22 protein-coding genes, 4 tRNA genes and 1 riboswitch are annotated in these 23,459 nt (G+C 45.3%); of the genes, 14 read left to right on the top strand and 12 right to left on the bottom strand.

The window, feature by feature from the left end; genetic code table 11:
* Positions 1-52: 52 nt before the first annotated feature.
* The 6 genes from AY605_RS01000 to tpiA form a co-directional block, all read right to left on the bottom strand.
* Positions 53-129: transfer RNA gene (locus AY605_RS01000), tRNA-Met, on the bottom strand.
* 66 nt (positions 130-195) lie between these two features.
* Positions 196-272, bottom strand: a tRNA-Met gene (locus AY605_RS01005).
* An 80-nt stretch (positions 273-352) separates the two neighbouring features.
* A tRNA-Met gene (locus AY605_RS01010) sits at positions 353-429 on the bottom strand.
* 53 nt (positions 430-482) lie between these two features.
* Positions 483-567: transfer RNA gene (locus AY605_RS01015), tRNA-Leu, on the bottom strand.
* A gap of 53 nt (positions 568-620) precedes the next feature.
* On the bottom strand, positions 621-950 hold the full coding sequence (gene secG / locus AY605_RS01020; RefSeq protein WP_064094630.1) for a preprotein translocase subunit SecG: 330 nt from the start codon (positions 948-950) through the stop codon (positions 621-623).
* A gap of 13 nt (positions 951-963) precedes the next feature.
* Positions 964-1,755, bottom strand: a complete 792-nt coding sequence (gene tpiA / locus AY605_RS01025; RefSeq protein ID WP_064094631.1) for a triose-phosphate isomerase — start codon at positions 1,753-1,755, stop codon at positions 964-966.
* Between the two features lie 277 nt (positions 1,756-2,032).
* Between tpiA and pilB the strand changes: the two genes are divergently transcribed.
* The 4 genes from pilB to coaE are packed head-to-tail and all read left to right on the top strand — an operon-like array spanning position 2,033 to position 6,464.
* A complete protein-coding gene (gene pilB, locus AY605_RS01030) occupies positions 2,033-3,742 on the top strand; it encodes a type IV-A pilus assembly ATPase PilB (protein ID WP_064094632.1) in 1,710 nt (569 codons plus the stop codon).
* Between the two features lie 31 nt (positions 3,743-3,773).
* Positions 3,774-5,003: a type II secretion system F family protein gene (locus AY605_RS01035; RefSeq protein WP_064094633.1), complete on the top strand. Its 1,230-nt coding sequence runs from the start codon at positions 3,774-3,776 to the stop codon at positions 5,001-5,003.
* Positions 5,003-5,863: a prepilin peptidase gene (locus AY605_RS15290; RefSeq protein ID WP_064094634.1), complete on the top strand. Its 861-nt coding sequence runs from the start codon at positions 5,003-5,005 to the stop codon at positions 5,861-5,863. The genes AY605_RS01035 and AY605_RS15290 overlap by 1 nt, the downstream gene beginning before the upstream one ends.
* 1 nt (position 5,864) lies before the next feature.
* Positions 5,865-6,464 carry a dephospho-CoA kinase gene (gene coaE, locus AY605_RS01045; protein ID WP_064094635.1) on the top strand — a complete coding sequence of 200 codons (600 nt, stop codon included), beginning with the start codon at positions 5,865-5,867 and terminating at the stop codon, positions 6,462-6,464.
* 21 nt (positions 6,465-6,485) lie between these two features.
* Here coaE and AY605_RS01050 read toward each other — a convergent pair whose 3' ends face one another.
* The 3 genes from AY605_RS01050 to AY605_RS01060 all read right to left on the bottom strand — a co-directional run bounded on the left by AY605_RS01050 (position 6,486) and on the right by AY605_RS01060 (position 8,623).
* Positions 6,486-7,409, bottom strand: coding sequence for a DMT family transporter (locus AY605_RS01050; RefSeq protein WP_413772523.1), 924 nt, complete (start codon positions 7,407-7,409; stop codon positions 6,486-6,488).
* A gap of 6 nt (positions 7,410-7,415) precedes the next feature.
* On the bottom strand, positions 7,416-8,165 hold the full coding sequence (gene rlmB, locus AY605_RS01055; RefSeq protein ID WP_005101440.1) for a 23S rRNA (guanosine(2251)-2'-O)-methyltransferase RlmB: 750 nt from the start codon (positions 8,163-8,165) through the stop codon (positions 7,416-7,418).
* Between the two features lie 134 nt (positions 8,166-8,299).
* Positions 8,300-8,623: a pyrimidine/purine nucleoside phosphorylase gene (locus tag AY605_RS01060; RefSeq protein WP_004281089.1), complete on the bottom strand. Its 324-nt coding sequence runs from the start codon at positions 8,621-8,623 to the stop codon at positions 8,300-8,302.
* 441 nt (positions 8,624-9,064) lie between these two features.
* Here AY605_RS01060 and recN point away from each other — a divergent pair, with 441 nt between their 5' ends.
* From recN to ruvX, 3 genes are all read left to right on the top strand, one after another.
* Positions 9,065-10,726: a DNA repair protein RecN gene (gene recN / locus AY605_RS01065; RefSeq protein WP_064094637.1), complete on the top strand. Its 1,662-nt coding sequence runs from the start codon at positions 9,065-9,067 to the stop codon at positions 10,724-10,726.
* Between the two features lie 114 nt (positions 10,727-10,840).
* On the top strand, positions 10,841-11,395 hold the full coding sequence (locus AY605_RS01070) for a YqgE/AlgH family protein (protein WP_064094638.1): 555 nt from the start codon (positions 10,841-10,843) through the stop codon (positions 11,393-11,395).
* On the top strand, positions 11,388-11,831 hold the full coding sequence (gene ruvX, locus AY605_RS01075) for a Holliday junction resolvase RuvX (protein ID WP_064094639.1): 444 nt from the start codon (positions 11,388-11,390) through the stop codon (positions 11,829-11,831). Before AY605_RS01070 ends, ruvX begins: the two co-directional genes overlap by 8 nt.
* Positions 11,832-11,891: 60 nt before the next feature.
* Here ruvX and AY605_RS01080 read toward each other — a convergent pair whose 3' ends face one another.
* The gene (locus tag AY605_RS01080; RefSeq protein WP_064094640.1) at positions 11,892-12,512 is read right to left on the bottom strand and encodes an alpha-ketoglutarate-dependent dioxygenase AlkB family protein; all 621 of its coding nucleotides are present in this window, start codon (positions 12,510-12,512) and stop codon (positions 11,892-11,894) included.
* A 159-nt stretch (positions 12,513-12,671) separates the two neighbouring features.
* Here AY605_RS01080 and AY605_RS01085 point away from each other — a divergent pair, with 159 nt between their 5' ends.
* Complete coding sequence (locus AY605_RS01085; protein WP_064094641.1) at positions 12,672-14,474, top strand: ABC transporter ATP-binding protein; 1,803 nt, start codon at positions 12,672-12,674, stop codon at positions 14,472-14,474.
* 62 nt (positions 14,475-14,536) lie between these two features.
* On the opposite strand, the gene phoU is transcribed toward AY605_RS01085, so the two are convergent.
* Together phoU and AY605_RS01095 are read right to left on the bottom strand one after the other, a co-directional pair.
* A complete protein-coding gene (phoU, locus tag AY605_RS01090) occupies positions 14,537-15,256 on the bottom strand; it encodes a phosphate signaling complex protein PhoU (RefSeq protein ID WP_064094642.1) in 720 nt (239 codons plus the stop codon).
* 92 nt (positions 15,257-15,348) lie between these two features.
* Complete coding sequence (locus AY605_RS01095) at positions 15,349-16,695, bottom strand: TolC family outer membrane protein (RefSeq protein ID WP_064094643.1); 1,347 nt, start codon at positions 16,693-16,695, stop codon at positions 15,349-15,351.
* Positions 16,696-16,984: 289 nt separating this feature from the next.
* Here AY605_RS01095 and AY605_RS01100 point away from each other — a divergent pair, with 289 nt between their 5' ends.
* From AY605_RS01100 to gluQRS, 6 genes are all read left to right on the top strand, one after another.
* Positions 16,985-18,016 carry a hypothetical protein gene (locus AY605_RS01100; protein ID WP_064094644.1) on the top strand — a complete coding sequence of 344 codons (1,032 nt, stop codon included), beginning with the start codon at positions 16,985-16,987 and terminating at the stop codon, positions 18,014-18,016.
* Positions 18,017-18,122: 106 nt separating this feature from the next.
* Positions 18,123-18,255, top strand: a riboswitch (TPP riboswitch).
* An 88-nt stretch (positions 18,256-18,343) separates the two neighbouring features.
* Positions 18,344-20,239, top strand: a complete 1,896-nt coding sequence (gene thiC, locus AY605_RS01105) for a phosphomethylpyrimidine synthase ThiC (protein WP_064094645.1) — start codon at positions 18,344-18,346, stop codon at positions 20,237-20,239.
* A gap of 79 nt (positions 20,240-20,318) precedes the next feature.
* Positions 20,319-20,954, top strand: coding sequence for an NUDIX domain-containing protein (locus AY605_RS01110; protein ID WP_064094646.1), 636 nt, complete (start codon positions 20,319-20,321; stop codon positions 20,952-20,954).
* Positions 20,951-21,763 carry a 3',5'-cyclic-AMP phosphodiesterase gene (gene cpdA / locus AY605_RS01115; RefSeq protein ID WP_064094647.1) on the top strand — a complete coding sequence of 271 codons (813 nt, stop codon included), beginning with the start codon at positions 20,951-20,953 and terminating at the stop codon, positions 21,761-21,763. The genes AY605_RS01110 and cpdA overlap by 4 nt, the downstream gene beginning before the upstream one ends.
* A 210-nt stretch (positions 21,764-21,973) precedes the next feature.
* Positions 21,974-22,501: an RNA polymerase-binding protein DksA gene (gene dksA, locus AY605_RS01120; RefSeq protein WP_064094648.1), complete on the top strand. Its 528-nt coding sequence runs from the start codon at positions 21,974-21,976 to the stop codon at positions 22,499-22,501.
* A 2-nt stretch (positions 22,502-22,503) separates the two neighbouring features.
* A complete protein-coding gene (gluQRS, locus tag AY605_RS01125; protein ID WP_064094649.1) occupies positions 22,504-23,424 on the top strand; it encodes a tRNA glutamyl-Q(34) synthetase GluQRS in 921 nt (306 codons plus the stop codon).
* The last annotated feature ends 35 nt before the right edge of the window (positions 23,425-23,459 follow it).

Genomic DNA, 23,459 nt, shown 5'->3' on the forward strand with positions numbered 1-23,459 from the left:
TTTCAATCAAAACCGCATCATTCTGCATATTTGTGATCTGTCGCTGAAAAAATGGTAGCGGGAGCTGGATTTGAACCAACGACCTTCGGGTTATGAGCCCGACGAGCTACCAGACTGCTCCATCCCGCATCAGCGTACAAAAAACTTTCAGCTTAATATTCCAAGCTGCTTTTAAAGTTTGCATCTTTAAAAGATTGGTAGCGGGAGCTGGATTTGAACCAACGACCTTCGGGTTATGAGCCCGACGAGCTACCAGACTGCTCCATCCCGCAACAACATGCAAATTATATTTCTCAGCTTAATACTGGTTTAAGCTGCCTCTTGAAAGTTTGCGTCTTTAAAAAGGATTGATTGGTAGCGGGAGCTGGATTTGAACCAACGACCTTCGGGTTATGAGCCCGACGAGCTACCAGACTGCTCCATCCCGCATCAATAGAAGTTTTTCAGCTGCATACACCAACTTAAATTTCTGGATTATAAGTTGGTGCGGAAGGGGGGACTTGAACCCCCACGCCCGAAAGCACTACCACCTCAAGGTAGCGTGTCTACCAATTCCACCACCACCGCAGCTGTGACGCATTCTAGTCGCATCACTCAAAAAAAGAAAGGACTAATTAAAACTATTCGGCCGTTTTTGGTGCAGTTGGTGAAGTTTCAACCGGTTGTACCGGCGCAGTCGGTGCGGACTGGACTGATGACAAACTATACGCATTTGTTGTTTGCTTCTTGGCAAGAACCGCCAAAGTCAGACTGGTTACGAAAAACAGCGCAGTAAAAATCGCAGTCAAGCGGGTCATGAAATTACCCGAACCTGATGCTCCGAATACTGTTGCTGCACCGCCGCCGCCGAAAGAGGCACCAGCATCTGCACCTTTACCATGCTGAACCAAAATCAAGACAATCATCAAAACAGCTAAGATAATATGTACTACCAGCACAAAAGTTTGCATGCCGAACTCCTAATTATTGTGTATTTGCAAATGCCTGAGCAATTTTATGGAATGACTCAGCATTGAGTGATGCACCACCGACCAATGCCCCGTTGATATCCGGGCAGGCTGCTAACTCTACTGCATTTTCCGGCTTGACACTACCACCATATAAAATCGCCATAGTCTCGCCATAGCCCGTAATCTGGCTTAAGCCTTGACGGATTTGTGCATGCATGGCTTGCGCATCTTCAGGAGAAGCAGTTTTACCGGTTCCAATTGCCCAGATCGGTTCATAGGCAATCACGACATTTTTCCACTGATCAGCATCCACCACAGCTGCAATATCACAAATCTGCTGCAATACTACTGCTTCTGCCTGCCCGGCTTCACGTTGTTCCAAGCTTTCACCTACACAGTAAATCACGGTTAAACCGGCACTTAAAGCATGCTTGATTTTAGCATTTAAAATGTCAGTATTTTCCGCAAATATTTCTCGGCGCTCAGAATGACCTACCAATACATACTGGATTTGGCTGTCTGCAAGTAATTCAGCACTGACTTCACCGGTGTAGGCACCCATTCCTGAAATACGTGAAACATCTTGCGCTACTGTGTAAATAGGACGAGAAGCGGATGACAGTTCTGCCTGAATCTGGCTTAACGCAATAGCCATCGGCGCCACACCCAGATGACATTTACCCTCAGAGATTGGTGCTGTTTCCAGTAAACTCTTGATACCACGCACCAAGCTCAATGCCTCTGCCTGCACCGGATTCATTTTCCAGTTACCTATCACCCAAGGGGTAATCGTCGAAACCGACATAATTAACCTATTTCATTTACATATTTTCAATTGGGCACATTCTACACGGAATTGGAAAATTAAAAGAATAGTTTTCTTATCACTCATTCTAGGTTTAGACTATCCTAAATGGTTATTTTTTGTTATCACTTAAAAAAATAGGGACTTCTTCTAACCAGTTCATAGTTTTACTGGATATGAGGAAGGTGGCAGCACTCTTTGCTATGGCATTTTTACGTAACAAACGTATAATTTTAATATAGTAATTAAAAAAATTTGATGAGTAGGCATTTATAGCATGACAGCTTTACAGGGGTCGCCGAGATTTACCGGATTTATTCGTCGTTTGGTCGAGGAAGGCGTAATCTCGGCTGAAGATATGCGCAGTGCTTTGGCGCATGCCAAGCAGGAAAAAATAGATATTGTGGCCGAGCTGATTAACCAGCAACAGCTTTCTCCCACCGTCATTGCCGAAACGATTTCAGTCGAATTCGGAGAACCGCTATTTGATATCAGTGTTTATGACCCTGCTCAAATCCTGCGGGATATCATTGACGAGAAGCTGATTACCAAGCATCGCATCCTGCCAATTTTTAAAAATTCCAGTATTTTATATATTGCCATCAGTAACCCGACCAATATTGAAGCAATTGATGCGGTCCGTTTTTCCACCAAACTCAACATTGAAACCATTATTGTTGAACACAATAAACTTGAAAAACTGATCGAGCAGAATTTTACCGAAGAAAGCACTTTTGAATTCGATGAAGACTTTGATCTGGATGTTGATGTCGAATCTGCTGATCCGAATAAAGAAGAGGATGACAGTAACAAGGGTGAAGAAGCACCGATTGTCAAATATATTAATAAATTGCTGATTGATGCGATCCGTATGGGCGCTTCAGATCTACACTTTGAACCTTATGAAAAAATCTATCGGGTACGTTACCGGGTCGATGGCGTTCTACGTCAGATTGCAACCCCGCCCTTACAGCTGGCAAACCGCCTGTCTTCACGTCTTAAGGTTATGTCACAAATGGACATTTCAGAAAAACGGGTACCGCAAGACGGCCGAATCAAACTAAAATTATCCAAAAACAAAGCCATTGATTTCCGTGTCAACTCTCTCCCTACCCTGTTTGGCGAGAAGCTGGTACTGCGTATTCTGGATCCATCCAGCGCGATGCTGGGGATTGATGCTCTGGGTTATGAACCGGAACAAAAAGAACTGTTTATGCAGGCGCTGGACAAACCGCAAGGGATGCTGCTGATCACCGGCCCGACGGGTTCCGGTAAAACAGTTTCTCTTTATACTGGTCTGAATATCCTAAACCGTGAAGATACCAATATTTCGACAGCGGAAGATCCGGTCGAGATTAACCTGCAAGGGATTAATCAGGTCAACGTGAATAATAAAGTCGGCCTGACCTTCTCTGCCGCACTGAAGTCCTTCTTACGTCAAGACCCGGACATCGTAATGGTCGGTGAGATCCGGGATCTGGAAACTGCCGAGATTGCGATTAAAGCGGCGCAGACCGGTCATATGGTGATGTCAACGCTGCATACCAATAGTGCGCCTGAGACTTTAACCCGTTTACGCAATATGGGGGTGCCTTCTTTCAATATTGCCACTTCAGTCAACCTGGTTATTGCACAACGGTTGGCGCGTCGTTTATGTTCACAATGTAAAAAACCTGCCGATATTCCGAAACAAAGCTTACTGGAGATGGGTTTTACCGAAATCGACTTGCAGCAACCTGAGTTCCAAATTTATGAACCGGTGGGCTGCAATGAATGTCGCGAAGGCTATAAGGGTCGTGTGGGTATTTATGAAGTTATGAAAGTAACACCCGAAATTTCCAGAATTATTATGGAGGACGGCAATGCACTTGAAATTGCCGATGCTTCCGCACGTGCAGGTTTTAACAATTTACGCCGGTCAGGTTTAGTCAAGGTGATGCAGGGGGTGACTTCTTTACAGGAAGTCAATCGTGTCACCAGCGAATGATCAGGCGCTGATCTAAAATAAGGATAAAGGTATGGCAGCAGTAAAGAAAGGCCAGATGATGCCAATCTTCAGCTATGAAGGAATTGATCGTAAAGGGGCAAAGATCAAGGGGGAATTGCCAGCAAAAAATATGGCTCTGGCCAAGGTCACCCTTCGGAAACAAGGCATCAGCATAAAAACCATTCGGGAAAAGAAAAAAAATATCCTTGAAGGCTTGATGAAGAAAAAAGTCTCGACACTGGATATTACAATTTTTACCCGACAGTTGGCGACCATGATGAAAGCCGGGGTGCCGCTGGTACAAGGCTTTGAAATTGTCGCAGAAGGTCTGGAAAATCCATCCATGCGCGAAGTTGTACTGGGAATTAAAGGGGAAGTCGAAGGGGGTAACACTTTCGCTGGAGCACTACGTAAATATCCTCAATACTTCGATAAATTATTCTGTTCGCTGGTGGAATCAGGCGAGCAGTCGGGTGCTCTTGAAACCATGCTTGATCGTGTTGCGATTTACAAAGAAAAAAGCGAACTGCTCAAGCAAAAAATCAAAAAAGCGATGAAGTATCCGGCTTCGGTAGTCGTGGTTGCGTTGATCGTTACCATTATTCTGATGGTCAAAGTGGTCCCGGTTTTCCAGGAATTATTTTCTTCATTTGGTGCTGATCTGCCCGCTTTTACCAAGATGGTGGTCAATATGTCGGACTGGATGCAAAAATATTGGTTCCTGCTGATTATTGCCATTGGAGCCATCATTACTGCTTTTCTTGAAGCCAAAAAACGTAGCAAGAAATTCCGCGATTTTCTGGATAAAGCGGCGCTCAAGGCACCGATTTTTGGTGATCTGGTATATAAAGCGATTATTGCCCGTTATAGTCGTACTTTGGCCACCACTTTTGCAGCTGGTGTGCCCTTGATTGATGCACTGGAATCTACTGCGGGCGCAACCAATAACGTCGTATATGAAGATGCTGTGATGAAAATTCGTGAAGATGTTGCCACAGGCCAACAGCTGCAGTTTGCTATGCGGGTCACCAACAAGTTTCCTTCCATGGCCATCCAAATGGTCGCAATTGGTGAAGAGTCAGGTGCGCTAGATGCCATGCTGGACAAAGTAGCTACGCATTATGAAAATGAAGTCGACAATGCAGTGGACGGCTTAACTTCGATGATGGAGCCGTTAATTATGGCTGTTCTCGGTGTGCTTGTCGGTGGTCTGGTGATTGCCATGTACCTTCCAATTTTCCAAATGGGTTCTGTGGTTTAATGCAAGATCTTATTCAATATTTTATTCAAAACCCAACGGCGTTGTATATCGCAGTTGGGCTTTTTAGTTTATGTATCGGCAGTTTTCTGAATGTAGTGATTTACCGCACGCCCAAGATGATGGAACAGGAATGGCGTACTGATTGCCAGATGTTCCTGCATCCGGAACAGCCGGTGATTGATGAAGTGAAATTAAGTTTAAGCAAACCCGCTTCGACTTGTCCTAAATGTCATCAGCCAATCCGCTGGTACCAGAATATCCCCGTTATCAGCTGGCTGGTCCTGCGCGGAAAATGTAGCAACTGCCAGAATCCCATTAGTATCCGCTATCCATTTGTTGAAATTCTGACGGCAGTTTGTGCACTGCTTGTCGTAGCAGTATTTGGCCCTACCCTACAAATGCTGTTTGGTCTGATCCTGACTTATGTACTGATTGCGCTAACCTTTATTGATTTTGACACCCAGCTATTACCTGACCGTTATACCCTGCCCTTGGCTGCACTAGGTCTGGGGTTAAATAGTTATGCACTCTATACCTCCCCAAGCTCTGCCATCTGGGGCTATATCATTGGTTTTCTGTGTCTATGGATAGTGTATTACCTGTTTAAAATCATCACCGGTAAAGAAGGCATGGGTTATGGCGATTTTAAATTACTAGCGGCTTTGGGTGCCTGGATGGGTCCATTATTACTGCCTTTAATTGTGTTGCTGTCTTCCCTAGTAGGTGCGATTATCGGTATCATTCTGCTAAAAGTCCGCAAGGAAAATCAGCCTTTTGCTTTTGGTCCCTATATTGCGATTGCCGGCTGGATTGCTTTTCTTTGGGGTGAACAAATTATGAAAGTGTATTTAGGTCAATAAATTGAAATTTGTACTCGGTTTAACCGGTGGGATTGGCAGTGGCAAGTCTGCTGCCAGTCAGTGGTTTGAAGCACAAGGGATCACGGTAGTCGATGCCGATGTGGTAGCACGTGAAGTGGTTGAAATCGGGCAGCCTGCACTTACCCAGATTCAGCAGGCTTTTGGCGATTGGGTACTGCTTGCCGATGGCTCACTGAATCGGCGTGCCTTGCGTGAATATATCTTCCAGTCTCCTGAAGCACGCAAGACCCTGGAAAGTATTACCCATCCAGCAATTCGCACTTCCATTATCCAGCAACTACATGCTGTGCAAAGTCCCTATGCCATTCTGGTTTCACCACTACTATTTGAGACCAATCAGCACGAACTCACCCAGCATACCTTGCTGATTGATGCCACCATCGAACTGCAAATTGAGCGAGCCTCACAACGTGATGGCCAGAATATCGAACAAATTCGCAATATCATTGCCGCACAAATGTCCCGCGAACAAAAGCAGACCATGGCCGATGATATTGTCCTAAATGATGGTCATCTGGATCATCTCTATGCTCATCTCAGACTATTACATCAAAAATATTTAAACATGGCAGCCAGCTGAAGCATAAAAAAAGCAGTCTGATTAAGACTGCTTTTTTTGTTCTGCCAATTTTCGGCTCAGACTGTCCTGATGCTGTAACCAGCGCCACGGCTGTAAGGCCCCAACTGCCATACCCATCAGGCCACAGACCATGGCCAGACTTAAAGTTTCATTTAATAAAGGTACAGCCAGAATTGCCGCAATAAAAGGTGCAAGATTGGTAATACTGCCTGCCTTAAATGCACCAAGACGCTTGATGGCTTCTACATAGCTTAAAGTGGCAATAATCACCACAAATATGCCGTGAAAAATGGTCTGAAACAGTAAATGCTTGGGTTCAGGCACACTCAAATTTTTCGGTAAAAATAGCAGATAAATCGGCACATATATCACTGCCGACCAGATCGCGACCCCACACATTGCCTGCCATGCAGTTAGCTGATATTTACGCAATAAAACGGTAAAAATCGCCCAAAGTATGGCACTGATAAAAAACAGCCCGTCCCCTGCCCCAAAGGCCACACCAGTTTCCCGATACATCAGCATACTCATGAGGCATAGTACTACGATCATAATGATCAGGCTGGCCCAGGTATGTTTATCAAAAGCCTGCCCCATCAGAAAAAAAGCCATAATCGCGGTACAGATCGGAATACAGCCATTCAAGAAAATTGCAGCATGGGCGGTAGGTGCGTAGTGAAAAGCACTATAGGCAAACAGGCAATAAATCACCCCGCCAATCATCGCTAAAATAAAAGGCTCTTTTTTCAGTAAAAAAGCGGCCTCTTTACGATAAAGCAAGATCGGCATCAGAATCAGGAATGCCAGAGAAAAACGCAAGGCCACGATATCCCAGGCACTGATCTGCCAAAGCGCATTCAGGCGGGCCGTTAAGGTAAAACCGCCCCAGATGCACATGGTAACAACTAAAAAAACATAGCCTTGCGTACGGTCTGACAATGTCATCATCAATTAAAGGTTACGCTGACGGCAGGCTTCATACAGCGCCATACCTGTAGCCACACTGACATTCAGACTTTGCAGATTGCCTGCCATCGGAATATACACGGTCTGATCACATTGGCTTTGCGTGATTGGACGCAGGCCAGTATCTTCCGCACCCATCACCACACAGACGCCGGTACCGGTGAAATCAAAATTCTGGATCGGTAGTGCTTTTTCATCCAGCATGGTACCGACCACACGAACATTAAAATCTTCTTTGATTTGACCCAAAGTACGCGCCAGATTGGTCACCTGAATGAATTTGACTTTGTCCGCACCACCTGCAGCCACTTTACGTGCTGTCGGAGTTAGGGTGGCTGAACGATCACGTGGCGCAATCACTGCCTCAACGCCCATTGCAGCGGCCGTACGGATACAGGCACCGAGATTATGCGGATCGGTAATATGATCAAGAGCCAATAACAACGCTTGAGGATTTGCGCTCAACAGTGATTCAAGATCTTTTTCATTCAGTGTCGGATGTGCACGTACCGCAGCGACCACGCCTTGGTGAAACGGCTGGCCGGCCAATTTTTCCAGTTTGTCACGGCTGGCTTGCTGCACACTGATCCCAAACGGTTCAGCCAGTTCCAGTACACGCTTTAAACGCTGATCATCGCGTCCTTTGAGAGTGAATAATGTCAAGACACGTTCAGGCTCAAGCTCTAACAATGACTCCACTGAATGTACGCCATAAAAATATTCAGGTTTTGCCATGAACGACCTCTAGATTAGTTATATACAAAAGAAAAATCCCGTAAAGCTGACTTCACAGGATTTCTGTAGCTGATTAGTTTAACCGATTCGCACTGAAATTTCTTGCCCGGTTTACACTGATCTTGAATCTGGACTTAACCTTCAAAATGGCAGACATAGTCCAGCACATCATCGGTTTCGATTTTAAAACGGCTATTGCCCGGTACATAGAAAGACTGACCGGCACGGAACAGCTCACTTTCTTCGCTATCGCCAATCTGAACACGGCATTCACCTGAAACAATTTCCATGCGCTCAGGAACATGTGTTTCAAAGGTCAAGGCATTTTCTGATGGCAGAATGACACCCAACGTTTTCTTGGTCCCGTCTTCAAATTGTACAATGTGACTAATACACAACCCGCCGAAATATACATTAGATTTTTTAAGTACCGATACATGATCAAACTGAGCTGACATGCGATTTCTCCAGATAAAGCATTTTGTAATATTTTGATTGCTGTAGTTTAAATGTGCACCCTCAACTAATCAATCGAAGTTTATCGACGTCGATAAAATATTCTGTATCGCTGAATCCCTTTTAGTTGCAGCATGTTTTGGCCTGTATTTTGCTGGCATATCGGCTTCAGTTTCGACTTAACCACCTTCTGCTGAAATAATTTTATTTCAACTATTAGCTTAGAGAATATTGATGGCAAAAATATGAAAATCAGCAATGAATTAACATACTTCTGAGTCAGCTTGTTGCGAAAATACAGTGAAATAAGCATATATGAATCTTTAAAATTTAAGATAGAATGAAATTGATTCGTCCTGATTTATAATAATCCCAGCCATGTTGCGACCCCCAATCCGACATCAGGCTATTTCAATCAAACTTTTCGCAGCCCGGATGCGTTTATGCTGACACATTTAACTCTGATCAATTTTGCTTTAGCTGAGCATCTTGCTATTGATATTGATAAAGGTTTTAACGTTTTAACCGGTGAAACCGGTGCAGGTAAATCCCTGTTACTAGATGCATTGTCTGCCTGTCTGGGTGAGCGAACCGATACCAATTATGTGCGTTATGGTACGGAAAAGGCGGATGTCACCGCCAGCTTCAGCTACCAAGAGCACAGTCCTGAAGCAGCCTGGTTGAAAGAGCATGAACTGGATGATGAATCAGGTGAAATTCATTTGCGTCGGGTAATTTTTGCTACCGGCCGCAGCAAGGCCTGGATCAATGGACGTCCGAGCAGCCTGTCAGAGTTGAAAGAAATTGGGCGTCTGCTGGTTCAACTTTATAGCCAGCATAGCCAGCAGCAACTTCTGGAACCACCTTATCCAAAACACTGGCTGGATCGCTATAGCAATTTTTATGCACCAGCTCAGGAAGTGCGGGACGCTTATAGCACCTGGCAGAAAAATATTCGTCAGCATCAGGCAGCGCTAGATGCACAAGCGACCCGTAAGCAGCGCATGGAAACCTTGGAACTGCAGCTAGAAGAACTGGAAGAAATTGTTCAGACGGATTATCAGGAGATTGAACAGGAATTTGACCGGCTTTCCCATCATGAAGCGATCATGCAGGACTGTGTCTATAGCCTGAATAGTCTGGATGAAGGCGAACAGAATATTTCCCAAGAACTGGCTTCCATTCTACGTCGCATGGAATCACATGCCGGTCGTAGCGAACAGCTTTCCCAGATTCATACTTCTTTACTAAATGCCCAGAGTGAACTCGAAGATGCAACGGCAACATTACGCCAGTTTATGGATCGGCAGAGTTTTGATCCGGAACGTATGGAAGAACTGAATTCAACGCTGGAAATTTTCCATCGTTTGGCGCGCAAATATCGCACCCAGCCGGAATTACTAAAAGAAGAATATGAGGCCTGGCAGCTTGAACTTGAACAGCTACAGCAACTGGAAGATCCGGAAACCTTGGCTGAGCAGGTCGAAGTCTCTTATCAGGAGTTCCTGCACAAAGCCCAGCATCTAGACCAGATCCGTCGTGATGCGGCTAAGCCACTCGCTAAAAAACTGACTGAACAGGTTAAACAGCTGGCTCTGCCTGAAGCGCATTTTGAGTTTAAATTTGAGCCTCTGGAGCATCCGTCCAGTGAAGGTCTGAGCTTTATACAGCTGCTTTTCACGGCCAATAAAGGCATTCCGGCTCAGCCGCTGGCTCGCGTTGCATCAGGCGGTGAATTGTCGCGTATTGCGCTGGTGATGCAAGTCATGAATGCGGAAAAAACCGAAGCCGAAGTTCTGGTCTTTGACGAAATTGATGTCGGGATCAGTGGCGGTACTGCAGAAATTGTCGGACGTTTACTGGCCGGTCTGGGCCAGCATGTACAGATTTTGTGTATCACCCATCAGGCACAGGTGGCAGCACAGTCTGATCATCATTTGCTGGTGAAAAAACAGCAGACCGATCCTGCCAGCAGCACCATTATCAATCTTGAAGAAAATAATATTATTCAGGAACTTGCAAGAATGACAGGGGGTATGGAAATTAGTGAAACGACTTTACAGCATGCCCGTCAGTTACGTCAGTTGAAATTTCAGCAGGCTTAAAACTTTACAATCCGGACAAATAAAATTTGGTGAATCCAAAAAGCTCGAGTAACGTAGCAATTAGGATCATTGGATTTCTCTGCGAAGAAATTAATTTTAAGGAGAACTGCTCAGGTGACCAAACAGTTTCTGACACATCGTTGTCTGATTGCACCGCCGCATGCGAATAATGATTTTTTTGCCCGGACGGTCATTTATCTCGCGCGTCATGATGAAGATGGTGCTCAAGGCATCATTATCAATCGACCTGCCGGCATTCAAATTAAAGAATTGCTGAATGATCTTGATATTGAGGCAGACAACGTCAATCCGCATGAAGTATTGCAAGGTGGCCCTTTACGTCCCGAGGCCGGCTTTGTCTTGCATACTGGCCAGCCAACCTGGCATTCCTCCATTGCAGTCGGAGAGAATGTCTGCATCACGACATCCAAAGATATTCTGGATGCGATTGCACATAACGAAGGGGTCGGTCGCTATCAGATTGCCCTTGGTTATGCCAGCTGGGGCAAGCATCAACTGGAAGAAGAAATTGCCCGTGGTGACTGGCTGATATGCGATTCCGATATGGATCTGATTTTTAACTTACCTTATAACGACCGTTGGGATGCTGCCTATAAAAAAATGGGCGTAGACCGCAACTGGTTATCTTCCGAGATTGGACATGCCTGATGTAAACGCGCCACAAACGATTATGGCGTTTGATTTTGGTACACAAAAAATGGGAATGGCTGTCGGTCAATCCCTGATTGCAAGTACCAATCCCTTAGCTTTATTTCCCATGAAAGATGGGATCCCCAACTGGGATGAACTGCTTAAAATCGTAAAAAGCCATCAACCGGGCTTATTTCTGGTGGGTTTGCCACTGAACATGGATGATAGTGAATCTGAACTGTCGACACGGGCGAGAAAATTTGCCCGTCGTTTACGTCATCAGACCAATATTGAAACCTGGATGGTGGATGAACGTTTGACCACCCGTGAAGCACGCGATGAACTAGATCATTATCAGGCGCAAGGTCGTGGCAAAAAAATGTCTGCGGACAGTATTGCAGCTGCCCTATTGATTGAAAGCTGGTATCGACATCCTGCCGGAATCACACCTTAATTTACTTTGAAAGTTTAAAAAAAGTATCCTTTGGGGTACTTTTTTATGACTGAATGCCACCTAAGGATAAAAATAACGAAAAGTCAGATTAATTCTAGGTTGCAGCACTTTAGTGGTTTTACGGATACAGTGCTTCCAGTATTGCTGAGTCTGTCCACGCATTACAATCAATTGACCACTCTGCAACAGCAGATCGACTGTTGCCTGCTCGGTTTTATGTTTAAAGCTCATCTTGCGGGTGGCACCCAGACTGAGCGAAGCAATAATATTTTCTCGGGATGTTCCCACATATAACGCAGCTTCATCATCACTGTGCCAGCCCAGACCTTGCGAACCATCTTCATATAAATTGGCCAGACAGGAATTAAACGAATGACCAACCAGCTTTTCAATATGCTGTTTTAACCGGAACAGACCCGGTGTCCAGATCTGAGCCTGCTTAAAACTTCCAGAGTAGTGATACTGATAGTGTTCATCACCATACCACACCACTTTGCGTCCCGTAATATAATGCTTGCCAAATAAATTCACTTCGTCCGGCTGCCAGACCAGATGAGCCAAAAAATGCTGTAAATATTGCTGGCTCTGCTTTTCATCCATAATCTGGCCATAATCCTCCACGACCCCATCAAAGGGTAATAAATTGGCTTGAGCTTCGGGCGCAAAAAGATCCAAAGTCATTTTAACAGATGGCCTAAAAGTACGATATTTGCTAAAAATCTTGGGACTTAAGCTGAAAAATTACAATTCGGTTTCACAAATAAATACAACATTTGCTCTTGTCGCCATTTTTATTCCTGCCTAGACTGAGTTCAACTTTGACAATAAAAATAATTACTTATGAACTTATGGCAGCTGTTTTTAAAACTTCGTCCCTTTGTACGTCCTTATCGGCTGCTGGTAATTGCCACCCTGATTTTAACCCTGATCGGCTCCTTTACTGCACAGGTCAATGCGCTGACCCTGCAATACGCTGTCGACAGCATCAATGCCCTGCTGGAAAAGGGCCAAGGACTGGAGCAAGGCTGGCATATTCTGATCACGATTTCGGCGATTTTGCTCGGCAAAGAAATTATCAATGCCTTTGTTCAGTTCGGGCAGAAGTTCTATGGAGAGAAACTGCGGATTTTTGTGTCTCAGGATCTGGCTCAAGGCATCATTGAAAAGTTTTTAAAATACCGGCTGGCTTTTTTTAATCAGGACAATAATCAGGCCGGAAAACTACAAACCCGGATTGACCGTGGCATCAGCTCCCTCACCCGGCTGGTACAGATTTTCTTTATTGATATTTTACCGTTGTTTACCAGTGCAATTGTGGCATTGGGCCTGATGTATTACGCCAATGTTTATGTGGGTCTGGTGGCCACTGCCATTGTCCCGATCTATTTCTGGCTGACCTACAAACAGGCGCAGAAACTGGGGGGCTGGCGTCGTAGTCTGCGAGATGGCCGGGAGAAAAAGAGTCAGGGCATTCTCAGCATCATCAATTCGATTACGGTCATTAAATCTTTTAACCGGGAATCGATTGAATCGGAAAAGCAGCTCAACTTGCAGCGCGAACTGACCGACAACCAGATGAAAACCCGTCAAACCAGCTTCCTGTTCGATGGCCTAAAAACCTTTATTGAACAGATCGGCATTGTACTGATTATTATTTTGACCTCCTATTTTGTACTGGATGGCCAGATGAGTATTGGCATGATTATGTACCATGTACTGCTCTTTAATAACGTCTCTGCCCCGATTCGCTCTCTGCACCGGATTTATGATGAAGTAAATGATGCCATGATCTATTCGGAGAGCTTTTTCAAGATTCTGGAAGCCGATGATGAAATTGAACCAAGTGGCCAGCAAACACCACCCGTAAAAGGCCGGTTTGAGCTGTGTGGGGTGAATTTTTATTATCCAAATGGCTATCATGCCCTGAAAGATATCAATATGGAAATCCGGCCCAATACGATTACAGCATTGGTCGGCTTATCTGGTGCCGGAAAATCAACCTTGATCAGCCTGCTGGATAAATTTTATGAACCGCAGCAAGGCCAGATCAAACTGGATGGCATTGATTTAAAAGACTATGACACCCAGTATCTGCGTGATCATATCGGGCTGGTACTGCAGAAAAACCATATTTTCCAAGGCACGGTTTTTGACAATATCCGTTATGGAAAAACCAATGCCAGCAGGGAGGAAGTCATCGCTGCGGCCAAAAAAGCCTCGATTCACGAACAGATTTTGCAGTTGCCGGATGGCTATGATTCCGATGCTCTGCAACTTTCTGGCGGACAGCAACAGCGGATCGCCATTGCGCGGATGTTCCTGAAAAACCCGCCCATTATTTTTCTGGATGAACCGACCGCGAGTCTGGATGCGATTGCAACAGAACAGATCAAACAGAGTCTGGACCAGATCAAGCAAGGTCGTACCGTGATCATCATTTCACATAGCCTGTCGCAAATCATTGATGCGGACTATACCTATGTCATGAAAGAAGGTTGTATTGCCGAACACGGTGAACATGATGCACTTTATCATCAGGATGGCGTGTATAAGGAAATTTTTGATGCGATGGCCAAAAGTCTGAATATTGAAAAAATAGCCAAGACTTTTGAAGATGATGCAGAAGAAGAAACCCATAGCTAGCTTTTCTATCCTCATCAAAAAAACCTCCAGTACGGAGGTTTTTTTATTTGAATTGGGGCGATTTAACGCTGCACTCTCTGTTCAATTTCTTCAACGCTGGTATGGCGCACATCAAAACCTTTGACCATATAAATGACCTGTTCCGAAATATTCCGGGCATGATCACCAATTCTTTCTAGCGAACGCAGTACCCATAAGACATTGATGACACGAGTGATATGCCGCGGGTCTTCAATCATATAAGTCATGAGCGTACGTGTCGCCGACTGATATTCACGGTCAATATCTGCATCTGCCAACATGACTTTCAGCGCCTGATCTACATCCAGACGCGCAAAAGCATCCAGTGCATCATGAATCATCACCCGCACCTGGTTGCCGATATGCCGGGTTTCCATATAACCGCGCGGTGAACCCCCTTCTTCACACAAGCTTTGTGCAATCCGGCCTATTTTTGAAGCTTCATCTCCGATCCGCTCCAGATCGGTATTGGCTTTCGACATGGCAATTACCATGCGCAGGTCAATCGCAGCAGGATGACGGCGCGCCAGAATCAGGGTCAGCGCTTCATCGATTTCACGCTCCATCTGATTTACGACATTGTCCTGGAACTGCACGTCTATTGCCATTGAAACATCTGTATCCAATAAGGCATGAATGGCGTTGGCTACCTGCTGTTCTACCAGTCCGCCCATTGTCATAAATTTGGTATTGACGTCCTGCAATTCATCATTAAATTGCGAAGAAATGTGATGAGTTAATACAGGATTATTTGGACACAAGGAAAGCTACTCCTGAACGGCAGAGAAAAAATGATCAATAATAAGTCATATTAAAGCATATCTATGATGAAAGTTTGATGACAATCGTGATGCTATAGAGGCTGCGATGGATCATATTCAATCAGCCAGGCATTCAGCGCTGCCAGTTCCTTTTCAGTCAACTGCCCGACCGAGGCCTGCAATTGCAGGACATGTAGCAGATAATCATATTTGGCATTCAGATAATCGGTCTTGGCAGAAAAGGCATTGCGCTGGGCCAGCAACACATCAACCATGGTCTTTAACCCTTCATCATATTGTGCTCTGGATGCCCGTGAGACAACTTCCGATGATTCCATCGCAGCTTGACGTGCATTCAGCTTGGCCTGATCGGTTTCTACCTGCATGAAGGACTGCTTTACATCAGCATTGGCTTTACGGATCGCAGCCTCCAGCTGGGCTTCACTTTTTTGTACATTGACGCCTGCCTGACGAATACTTTTTTGCGTGCGTCCCCCGGTATATAGATTCCAGTTCACTTCAACGCCAATCTGGTCAAAATCGCCGTTGCTGGACATAATCGTTTCCGGTGACTGTTTGAGATAGCCATAGGTGCCTACAGCTTCAACCTGAGGATATAACGCAGCCTGCTCGACGCGTTTGGCATCTTCAGAATATCGTCTTTGCAGACGTGCCTGCAGAATTTCCAGATTCTGGTTTTGCGCCAAATCTATCCAGGACTGCATATTGCTCGGAACCGGTTTCTGGAACTGAAAGTCGTTGCGTAATACTGCCAGATTTTCCCGATAAGGCCCAATTAACCGAGCCAGCTGCTCTTGGGCCAGAACCAGCTGGACCTGGGTTGAAATCCGGTTGGCCTGGGCACTTTGATACTGGGCATTGGCCTCACTCACATCACTACGGGCTACCAGACCTTCTTTCAGTTTGGCATTCATCATTCGTAGCTGTTCAGATAAAGCCTGTTCTTCCTGCAAATATGCTGTGGTCAAAGACTGCTGCCGCAAGACATTAAAATAAGCTTCAGCCACCTGTAAAATATGCTGCTGTTTTTGCAGCTGTAAATTTACTTCACTCAGTTCGACCGAGGTTTTGACCTGTTTATAGCCTTGCCAGGCATCCCAGCGGAATAAAGGCTGGCGTGCAGTGAGCGCGAGCTGACGAGTCGTGGTGCTGGAAGTCACCAAGCTGGAAAATTGGGGATCGGCAGGTGCATCCGTGGACTGGTTTTTACGGGTCACATTTCCTGAAAGGGTAATGGTCGGCAGCAAGTTGCCGCTAGCAATCCCCAGATTGAGCTGATCTGCCTGATACTGCAATACATTCGCCTGCCAGGTTGGATCATTTTGCTGGGCACGTGCATAGGCTTCTTGCAAATCCAAAGCAAAAACCGACGGACTGCTCATCAATAAAATGGCCACGACAACGAGTTTTAGTTTCATTTTATAGTATTAATCCCCAACCGCGATTCAAAGCAAAAAATTGCTGGCGCTTTAAGCCAAATTATACTAAAGATATCTTTTGAATTTTTACGTATGATTTTTATTAATTTTTTAATATAAAGATCAATTTTTATCCATCATTCATTCAATTTCTGCCCAGCCCTATCGGCAATGTAACAAAGCAATTCACAATACTAAACATAGTATTTTAATTTGATCTATACAATATCTTCCTACAAGGCCGTTATTTTCTGAATTCACCTATACAGAGTCCTGAAGCATAGTGTTAATGCCATTCCAGTCGATATTCAAAGCCTGTTTAGTTGCTGGCGGTGTGCTGTTTTTAGGAGGTTGCCAACAGCCCTCTGACCCACAGATCCAGATTGAACAGACTGAAGCCAAACAAAAGCAAAGTCCAGTCAATGACTTTAGCTTGATGTGCCAGAATATTGAAAAAAATATGTCCCAGATTAATGACCAGCGCACCACGTTCGCATTGGAACAGATTAATCAGGATCTTAAAGTGTGCCTGCCGTTGATGGATCTGGCGGAGCAGAAGCACCTGATGCTGCGTTCTACCGAAATGTATCAGCGCTTTTTAAAGGTAGACCGTACCGAGTTCCAGCAACGCGCTTTTGAGCAGTATGCACTGGAAATGGCACAGCATCCGACCATTCAGCAAGCTCATTTTCAACAGCTTACTCCACGGGACCAGTATCTGTTAAAGCATAAAAATCAGGCTTATGTAGAACTGCTGGACTTAGGCAATGGCAATTTGCAATATCGCCGTAGTCCGGAATATCTGGCCCGTATTTTTGCTCCGTATCTACCGGCTGCTGAAAAAGCCTTTATTGAAAATCTGGCAGAACAGAATAAGGACCCGATACTGGTTGAAAAACGCCTGCAGATTGAAGCATCTGAAATTGCAGCTCGTAGTCTTTTCTGGGAAGACTATCTCAAGACTTATCCCAACAGCAGCTATAAACGCGATGCCGAATATCTGCTCAAGCAATATACCTATTTCCTGTTTAGAGGTACCGAACAATCACCAGTTTCGGAAGACTATCGCGACCGTTATGCTGTGGATACCAGCCACCTAGAAACGATCATCGGGCTGGCAAACGGCCAGAAATCGAAGCTGTCTACACAGGCACGTCTATTCTTAGAGTTTCTGGACATGAATCCGGAACAGCGTCAGCAAGCCTTGCCTGCAGACTATAGAAACCGTTCAGCAACAGAACAGATTCTGTACTATGCCCAGATCAGTCCGCCCTCACAAAAATACGATAAAGACTGTTTTACCGATGCCATCTGCATCTAGTTCATCAGTGATAGATTCAGTTCATTTGACAAGGTCTGAATCACTCCTTGCTTAAAGTTGAGAGATTTAAACCTGTTTATTCTACCTAAACTGAGCTAAGCTTTAGCCTCGCTTGACGGAGCGCGAGTAAATCCTCGCTGAGATCATGAGATTCCTTTTATCGTTATCAGGAATTGAGCATGAGTACCGTTGAACCTGATCAGGTTAATACCTGCGTAGGAATCAAGCCAGCTAAAAACCCAGCCCTTGCTTTATCTGTTCAGGATAAATCTGCCTACGTTTTTGGTCGTGCTTGATTCGTTGATGTCATTCATAAGGATCATAGCCATGAACCAGTTAACGAATCTTTCTTCTGAAACTACCCTCTCCGCTCATGAACAGGAAGCACGCGATTTAACGCGAATTCTGCCTGCCTCACGTAAAGTTTATCTGCAAGGTTCCCGTCCTGATATTCAGGTGCCCATGCGGGAAATTTCCTTAAGTGAAACCCCGACCAGTCTGGGTGGCGAACATAATCCGCCGTTAATGGTCTATGACACCTCTGGTGTGTATACCGACCCCAATGTAACGATTGACCTAAACAAAGGTCTGCCGAATGTTCGTGAAAGCTGGATTGAACAGCGTAATGATAGCGAAATTCTGGATCAGCTCAGTTCTGAATTTGGTCGCCAGCGTTTACGTGATATCCGCACAGCCGCGATCCGTTTCGCGCATATCCAAAAACCACGTAAAGCCAAACGCGGCCGCAACATCACCCAGATGCATTATGCCAAGCAAGGCATCATCACCCCGGAAATGGAATACATTGCCATTCGTGAAAACCTGTGCCAGCGTGAAGGTGTCGATATGCGCCAGCATCCGGGCCAGAATTTTGGTGCAAAAAACCTGACTGAAATTACGCCAGAATTCGTGCGTCAGGAAGTCGCAGCAGGACGCGCAATTATTCCAGCCAATATCAATCATCCGGAACTGGAACCGATGATTATCGGGCGTAATTTTCTGGTCAAAATCAATGCCAATATTGGTAATTCTGCACTCGGTTCAAGTATCGAAGAAGAAGTCTCGAAAATGACCTGGGCGACGCGCTGGGGTGCAGATACCATTATGGATCTTTCGACCGGCCAGAATATTCATGAAACCCGGGAATGGATTATCCGCAACTCTCCTGTACCGATCGGAACCGTACCGATTTATCAGGCACTGGAAAAAGTCAATGGTGTGGCCGAAGACCTGACTTGGGAGATCTTTAAAGACACCCTAATTGAACAGGCTGAACAAGGTGTGGATTACTTTACCATTCATGCCGGCGTGCTTTTAAGATATGTACCGCTGACTGCCAACCGTTTGACCGGTATCGTCTCGCGTGGCGGTTCGATCATGGCGCAGTGGTGTCTGGCGCATCATCAGGAGAATTTCCTGTATACCCATTTCGATGAAATTTGCGAAATCATGAAAGCCTATGATGTGTCTTTCAGTCTTGGCGATGGCTTACGTCCCGGCTGTGTGCAGGATGCCAATGACGAAGCACAGTTTGCAGAACTTCGAACCTTGGGTGAACTGACCCATCGTGCCTGGGAGCATGATGTACAGGTGATGATTGAAGGTCCGGGCCATGTCCCGATGCATATGATCAAGGAAAATATGGCCCTGCAACTGGAGGTCTGTAAAGAAGCTCCATTTTATACCTTGGGACCACTCACCACCGATATCGCACCGGGTTATGACCATATTACTTCGGCAATAGGAGCCGCGATGATTGGCTGGTATGGTACCGCGATGCTGTGTTATGTCACCCCTAAGGAGCATTTAGGTTTACCCAATAAAAAGGATGTCAAAGACGGCATTATTACCTACAAGATTGCCGCGCATGCAGCCGATCTGGCCAAAGGTCATCCGGGTGCGCAAGCTCGGGACAACGCCCTGTCCAAGGCCCGTTTTGAATTTCGCTGGGAAGACCAGTTCAACTTGAGTCTGGATCCGGACACAGCACGCAGCATGCACGATGAAACCATGCCGAAAGCCGCACATAAATCGGCACATTTCTGCTCCATGTGCGGACCGAAGTTCTGTTCAATGAAGATTAGCCAGAATGTTCGGGATTATGCCAGTCAACAGGCTACTCCTGGTCAGCAGGCAACCTCTCAGGCCGAAATAGAAGCAGGTATGGACCAGATGAAAGCCAGCTTCCATAATTCCGGCCAAAATTTATATCACAAACTTTAAAACTTAAAAAAAACAGTTGTCTTCAAAAAAAACTCAGATAGGATGAAAATAAATCAATTCCTTCATTCTATCTGAGCATATGAATATTATTAAACAGGCCTCTTATAATAAAAAAGACTTTCACATAGAGGCACGTGAGTTCTTGTACCGGGGATTTATCCAGGTGGAAAAAGTCAGCCTGAAACATCGTTTATTTAATCAGGAAACATCGACTCCTGTTTTGCAACGCGAGCTGATTCACCGGCCAGAAGCCGCAGGGGTGCTGATGTATAATCACCAACAGCAGAAATTCGGTCTGATTGAACAGTTCCGGATTGGTGGACTGGACGATGTTGACTCTCCATGGCAACTCGAAGTAATTGCGGGTGTTCTGGATGGAGACGAAGCACCTGAAGCGTGTATCCGCCGCGAGGCACTCGAAGAATCAGGCTGTACACTGGATGAGTTACAGCATATTTTCAGCTTCTATCCTTCAGCAGGTGCCTGTTCCGAGCTGTTCCATTTATATGTGGCCCAGACCGAATTGCCTGAACAGGGCGGTACTTTTGGCATGCCGGATGAGGGGGAAAATATTCAGCTGCATATTCTGGATTATGCCGATATTCCCGTCTTACTCACCAATGGCCGCTTAAAAAATGCACCTGTCATTATGGCCTTGCAATGGTTACAGCAAGATATTCATACTGCAGGAATCTGTCTAAGGGGAAAGACATGAGTTTCGAGCAGTCGAGCATCAACACACAGCCAGATTGGACCATTATCCAGATTTCTGATACCCATCTGATGGATCGGGAAGGACTGGAATTTGCCCGGATGAATCCCGAGCAGAGTTTTCATGAAGTGATGCAGCATATTCAGCAGCGCTTTCCCCAAATGGATGCATTGATTCATACCGGTGATCTGGCACAGGTTCCGGTCGAAAGCACTTATCAGCGATATCTGGAATATATCCGGTCTTTAAACGTGCCGCATTACCAGATTCCGGGCAATCATGATGACACTCGGGTCTTCCCTTTTTACCAGAATACCAATCAGGCGCATGCAATTCATTTTGGTACCTGGACCATGATCCTGTTAAATAGTGCCGTTCAAGGCAAGGTTGATGGCTGGGTGGAACAGGACCAGCTCGACCAGTTAGACCAATTATTGCTTGAATTCAAGCATCAGCATGTCATCGTTGCTTGCCATCATCATCCTTTTGCGATGAAATCACACTGGATTGATCAGCACCGGCTCAAAAATGCTGAAGATTTGAAAGATGTACTGGCTCGACATCAGAATATCAAACTGGTTCTGTTTGGTCATGTGCATCAGGATTCCTGCAATGAATGGCAGGGAATCTACTTTTTATCTACACCATCCACCAGTGTGCAGTTCAAACCTGAGAGTCAAGATTTTGCGCTGGATCAGGCGGCACCGGGGTATCGTGTATTACATTTGCAACAAAATGGCGAGTTTGATACTTATATAGAACGGGTGGCAATGAGCCAGCAAAATATTAATACCGAAATTTCAGGTTATTAACTTTCCAATTTGTTTTTTTTGCATTACTTTATTGCAACCCAAGGAAATGTGATATGCATAGTCCATACATCAAAGACTATCAATAAGCATAAAAAGTCTATATGATGACGGCCCCCACAGGAGGATAATCCTTCTACAGGGTGGATAAAAATTGCATATCACCATATTTTTTGCGTAGCAATCATACGCATATGATGAGGAATGCCCTAAATGGCGAATGACAACCAAAATCAAGTCTTAGACAATCAAACTGAAGTTGTAGAAGAGAAAGCTGCAAAGCGCGTACGTAAATCTAAACCTAAAACGACTGATGGTGGTTCTACTGCTAGCTTATTTGGTATTGAACCTTATCAACCTAAAAAAAATGAAGAATATATGTCTGAAGGTCAGCTTCAGCATTTCCGCGAAATCTTGCTGGCCTGGAAAGCTGAACTGATGTCAGAAGTGGATCGTACTTTAAATACGATGCAAGACGAAAATACCGCTCTTCCAGATGTCAACGACCGTGCGACTCAGGAAGAAGAGTTTGCTATTGAGTTACGTACCCGTGACCGTGAGCGTAAACTGATTCGTAAAATTGAACAGTCGATCGAAGCGATCCAGAATGATGACTATGGTTTCTGTGAAACCTGTGGTATCGAGATTGGTCTGCGTCGTTTAGAAGCACGTCCAACGGCTACTTTATGTATTGACTGCAAAACCCTTGCAGAGATCAAAGAGAAGCAAAATAACGGTTAAGTATGTCTGTAAATAATCCTCCCCTAACCCCTCCTTTAAAAAAGGAGGGGGACAACAGGATGGCTTATGTGGGCCGGTTCGCGCCATCGCCAACCGGCCCTTTGCATTTTGGTTCCCTCATTACTGCTATTGCCAGTTACTGCGATGCCAAAGCCAATCATGGTAAATGGCTGGTCCGGATTGAAGACACCGATATTCCTCGTATTTATCCCGGCAGCGAAGAGCATATCCTGCGTGCCATGGATGCCTTTCAGCTTGAACCTGATGCCGAAATCATTTTTCAGAAAGACCGTTTAGATATTTACGAAGACGTCATTCAGCAATTACGTCAGCAAGGTCTAGTCTATGCCTGTCAATGCACCCGTAAAATGCTCGGTTCCAACCATATCTATCAGGATACCTGCCGCGACTTGGGTCTGGCTTTTGAGCATCAGGCCATCCGTTTAAAAGTTGAAGATGTGGAAATCTGTTTTGAAGACCGGCTGCAAGGTCGGCACTGTTCAGAACTGAAAAAAGATCTGGGCGATTTTGTCTTAAAACGTCGTGATGGCATTATCAATTACCAGCTGGCTGTAGTGGTCGATGACCATCTGCAAGGTATGACCCATGTGGTACGTGGGGCTGACCTTTTAGATAATACTGAACGGCAAATTTATCTGGGGCAGCTACTCGGTTATCCGCGTCTGAACTATATGCATCTGCCGCTGGCAATGAATGATCAGGGGCAAAAACTGTCAAAACAGAATCTGGCCCAAGCACTGGATTTGACTCAGGCGCCACAATTATTAAAACAGGCACTTCAGGCTTTGCATCAGGCTGAAGTTGATTTAGATGCTCCACAGCGGATGCTGCAACAGGCAGTGGCGCAATGGGATATCGAGCGGATTCCACATACAACTGAGCTACAAGGTCACTATTTATAAAAACAGCTTTTCACTTAAGCTAAAAATAACAACGA

The organism is Acinetobacter sp. SFD, from assembly GCF_001647575.1.
GTDB classification, from domain to species: domain Bacteria; phylum Pseudomonadota; class Gammaproteobacteria; order Pseudomonadales; family Moraxellaceae; genus Acinetobacter; species Acinetobacter pecorum.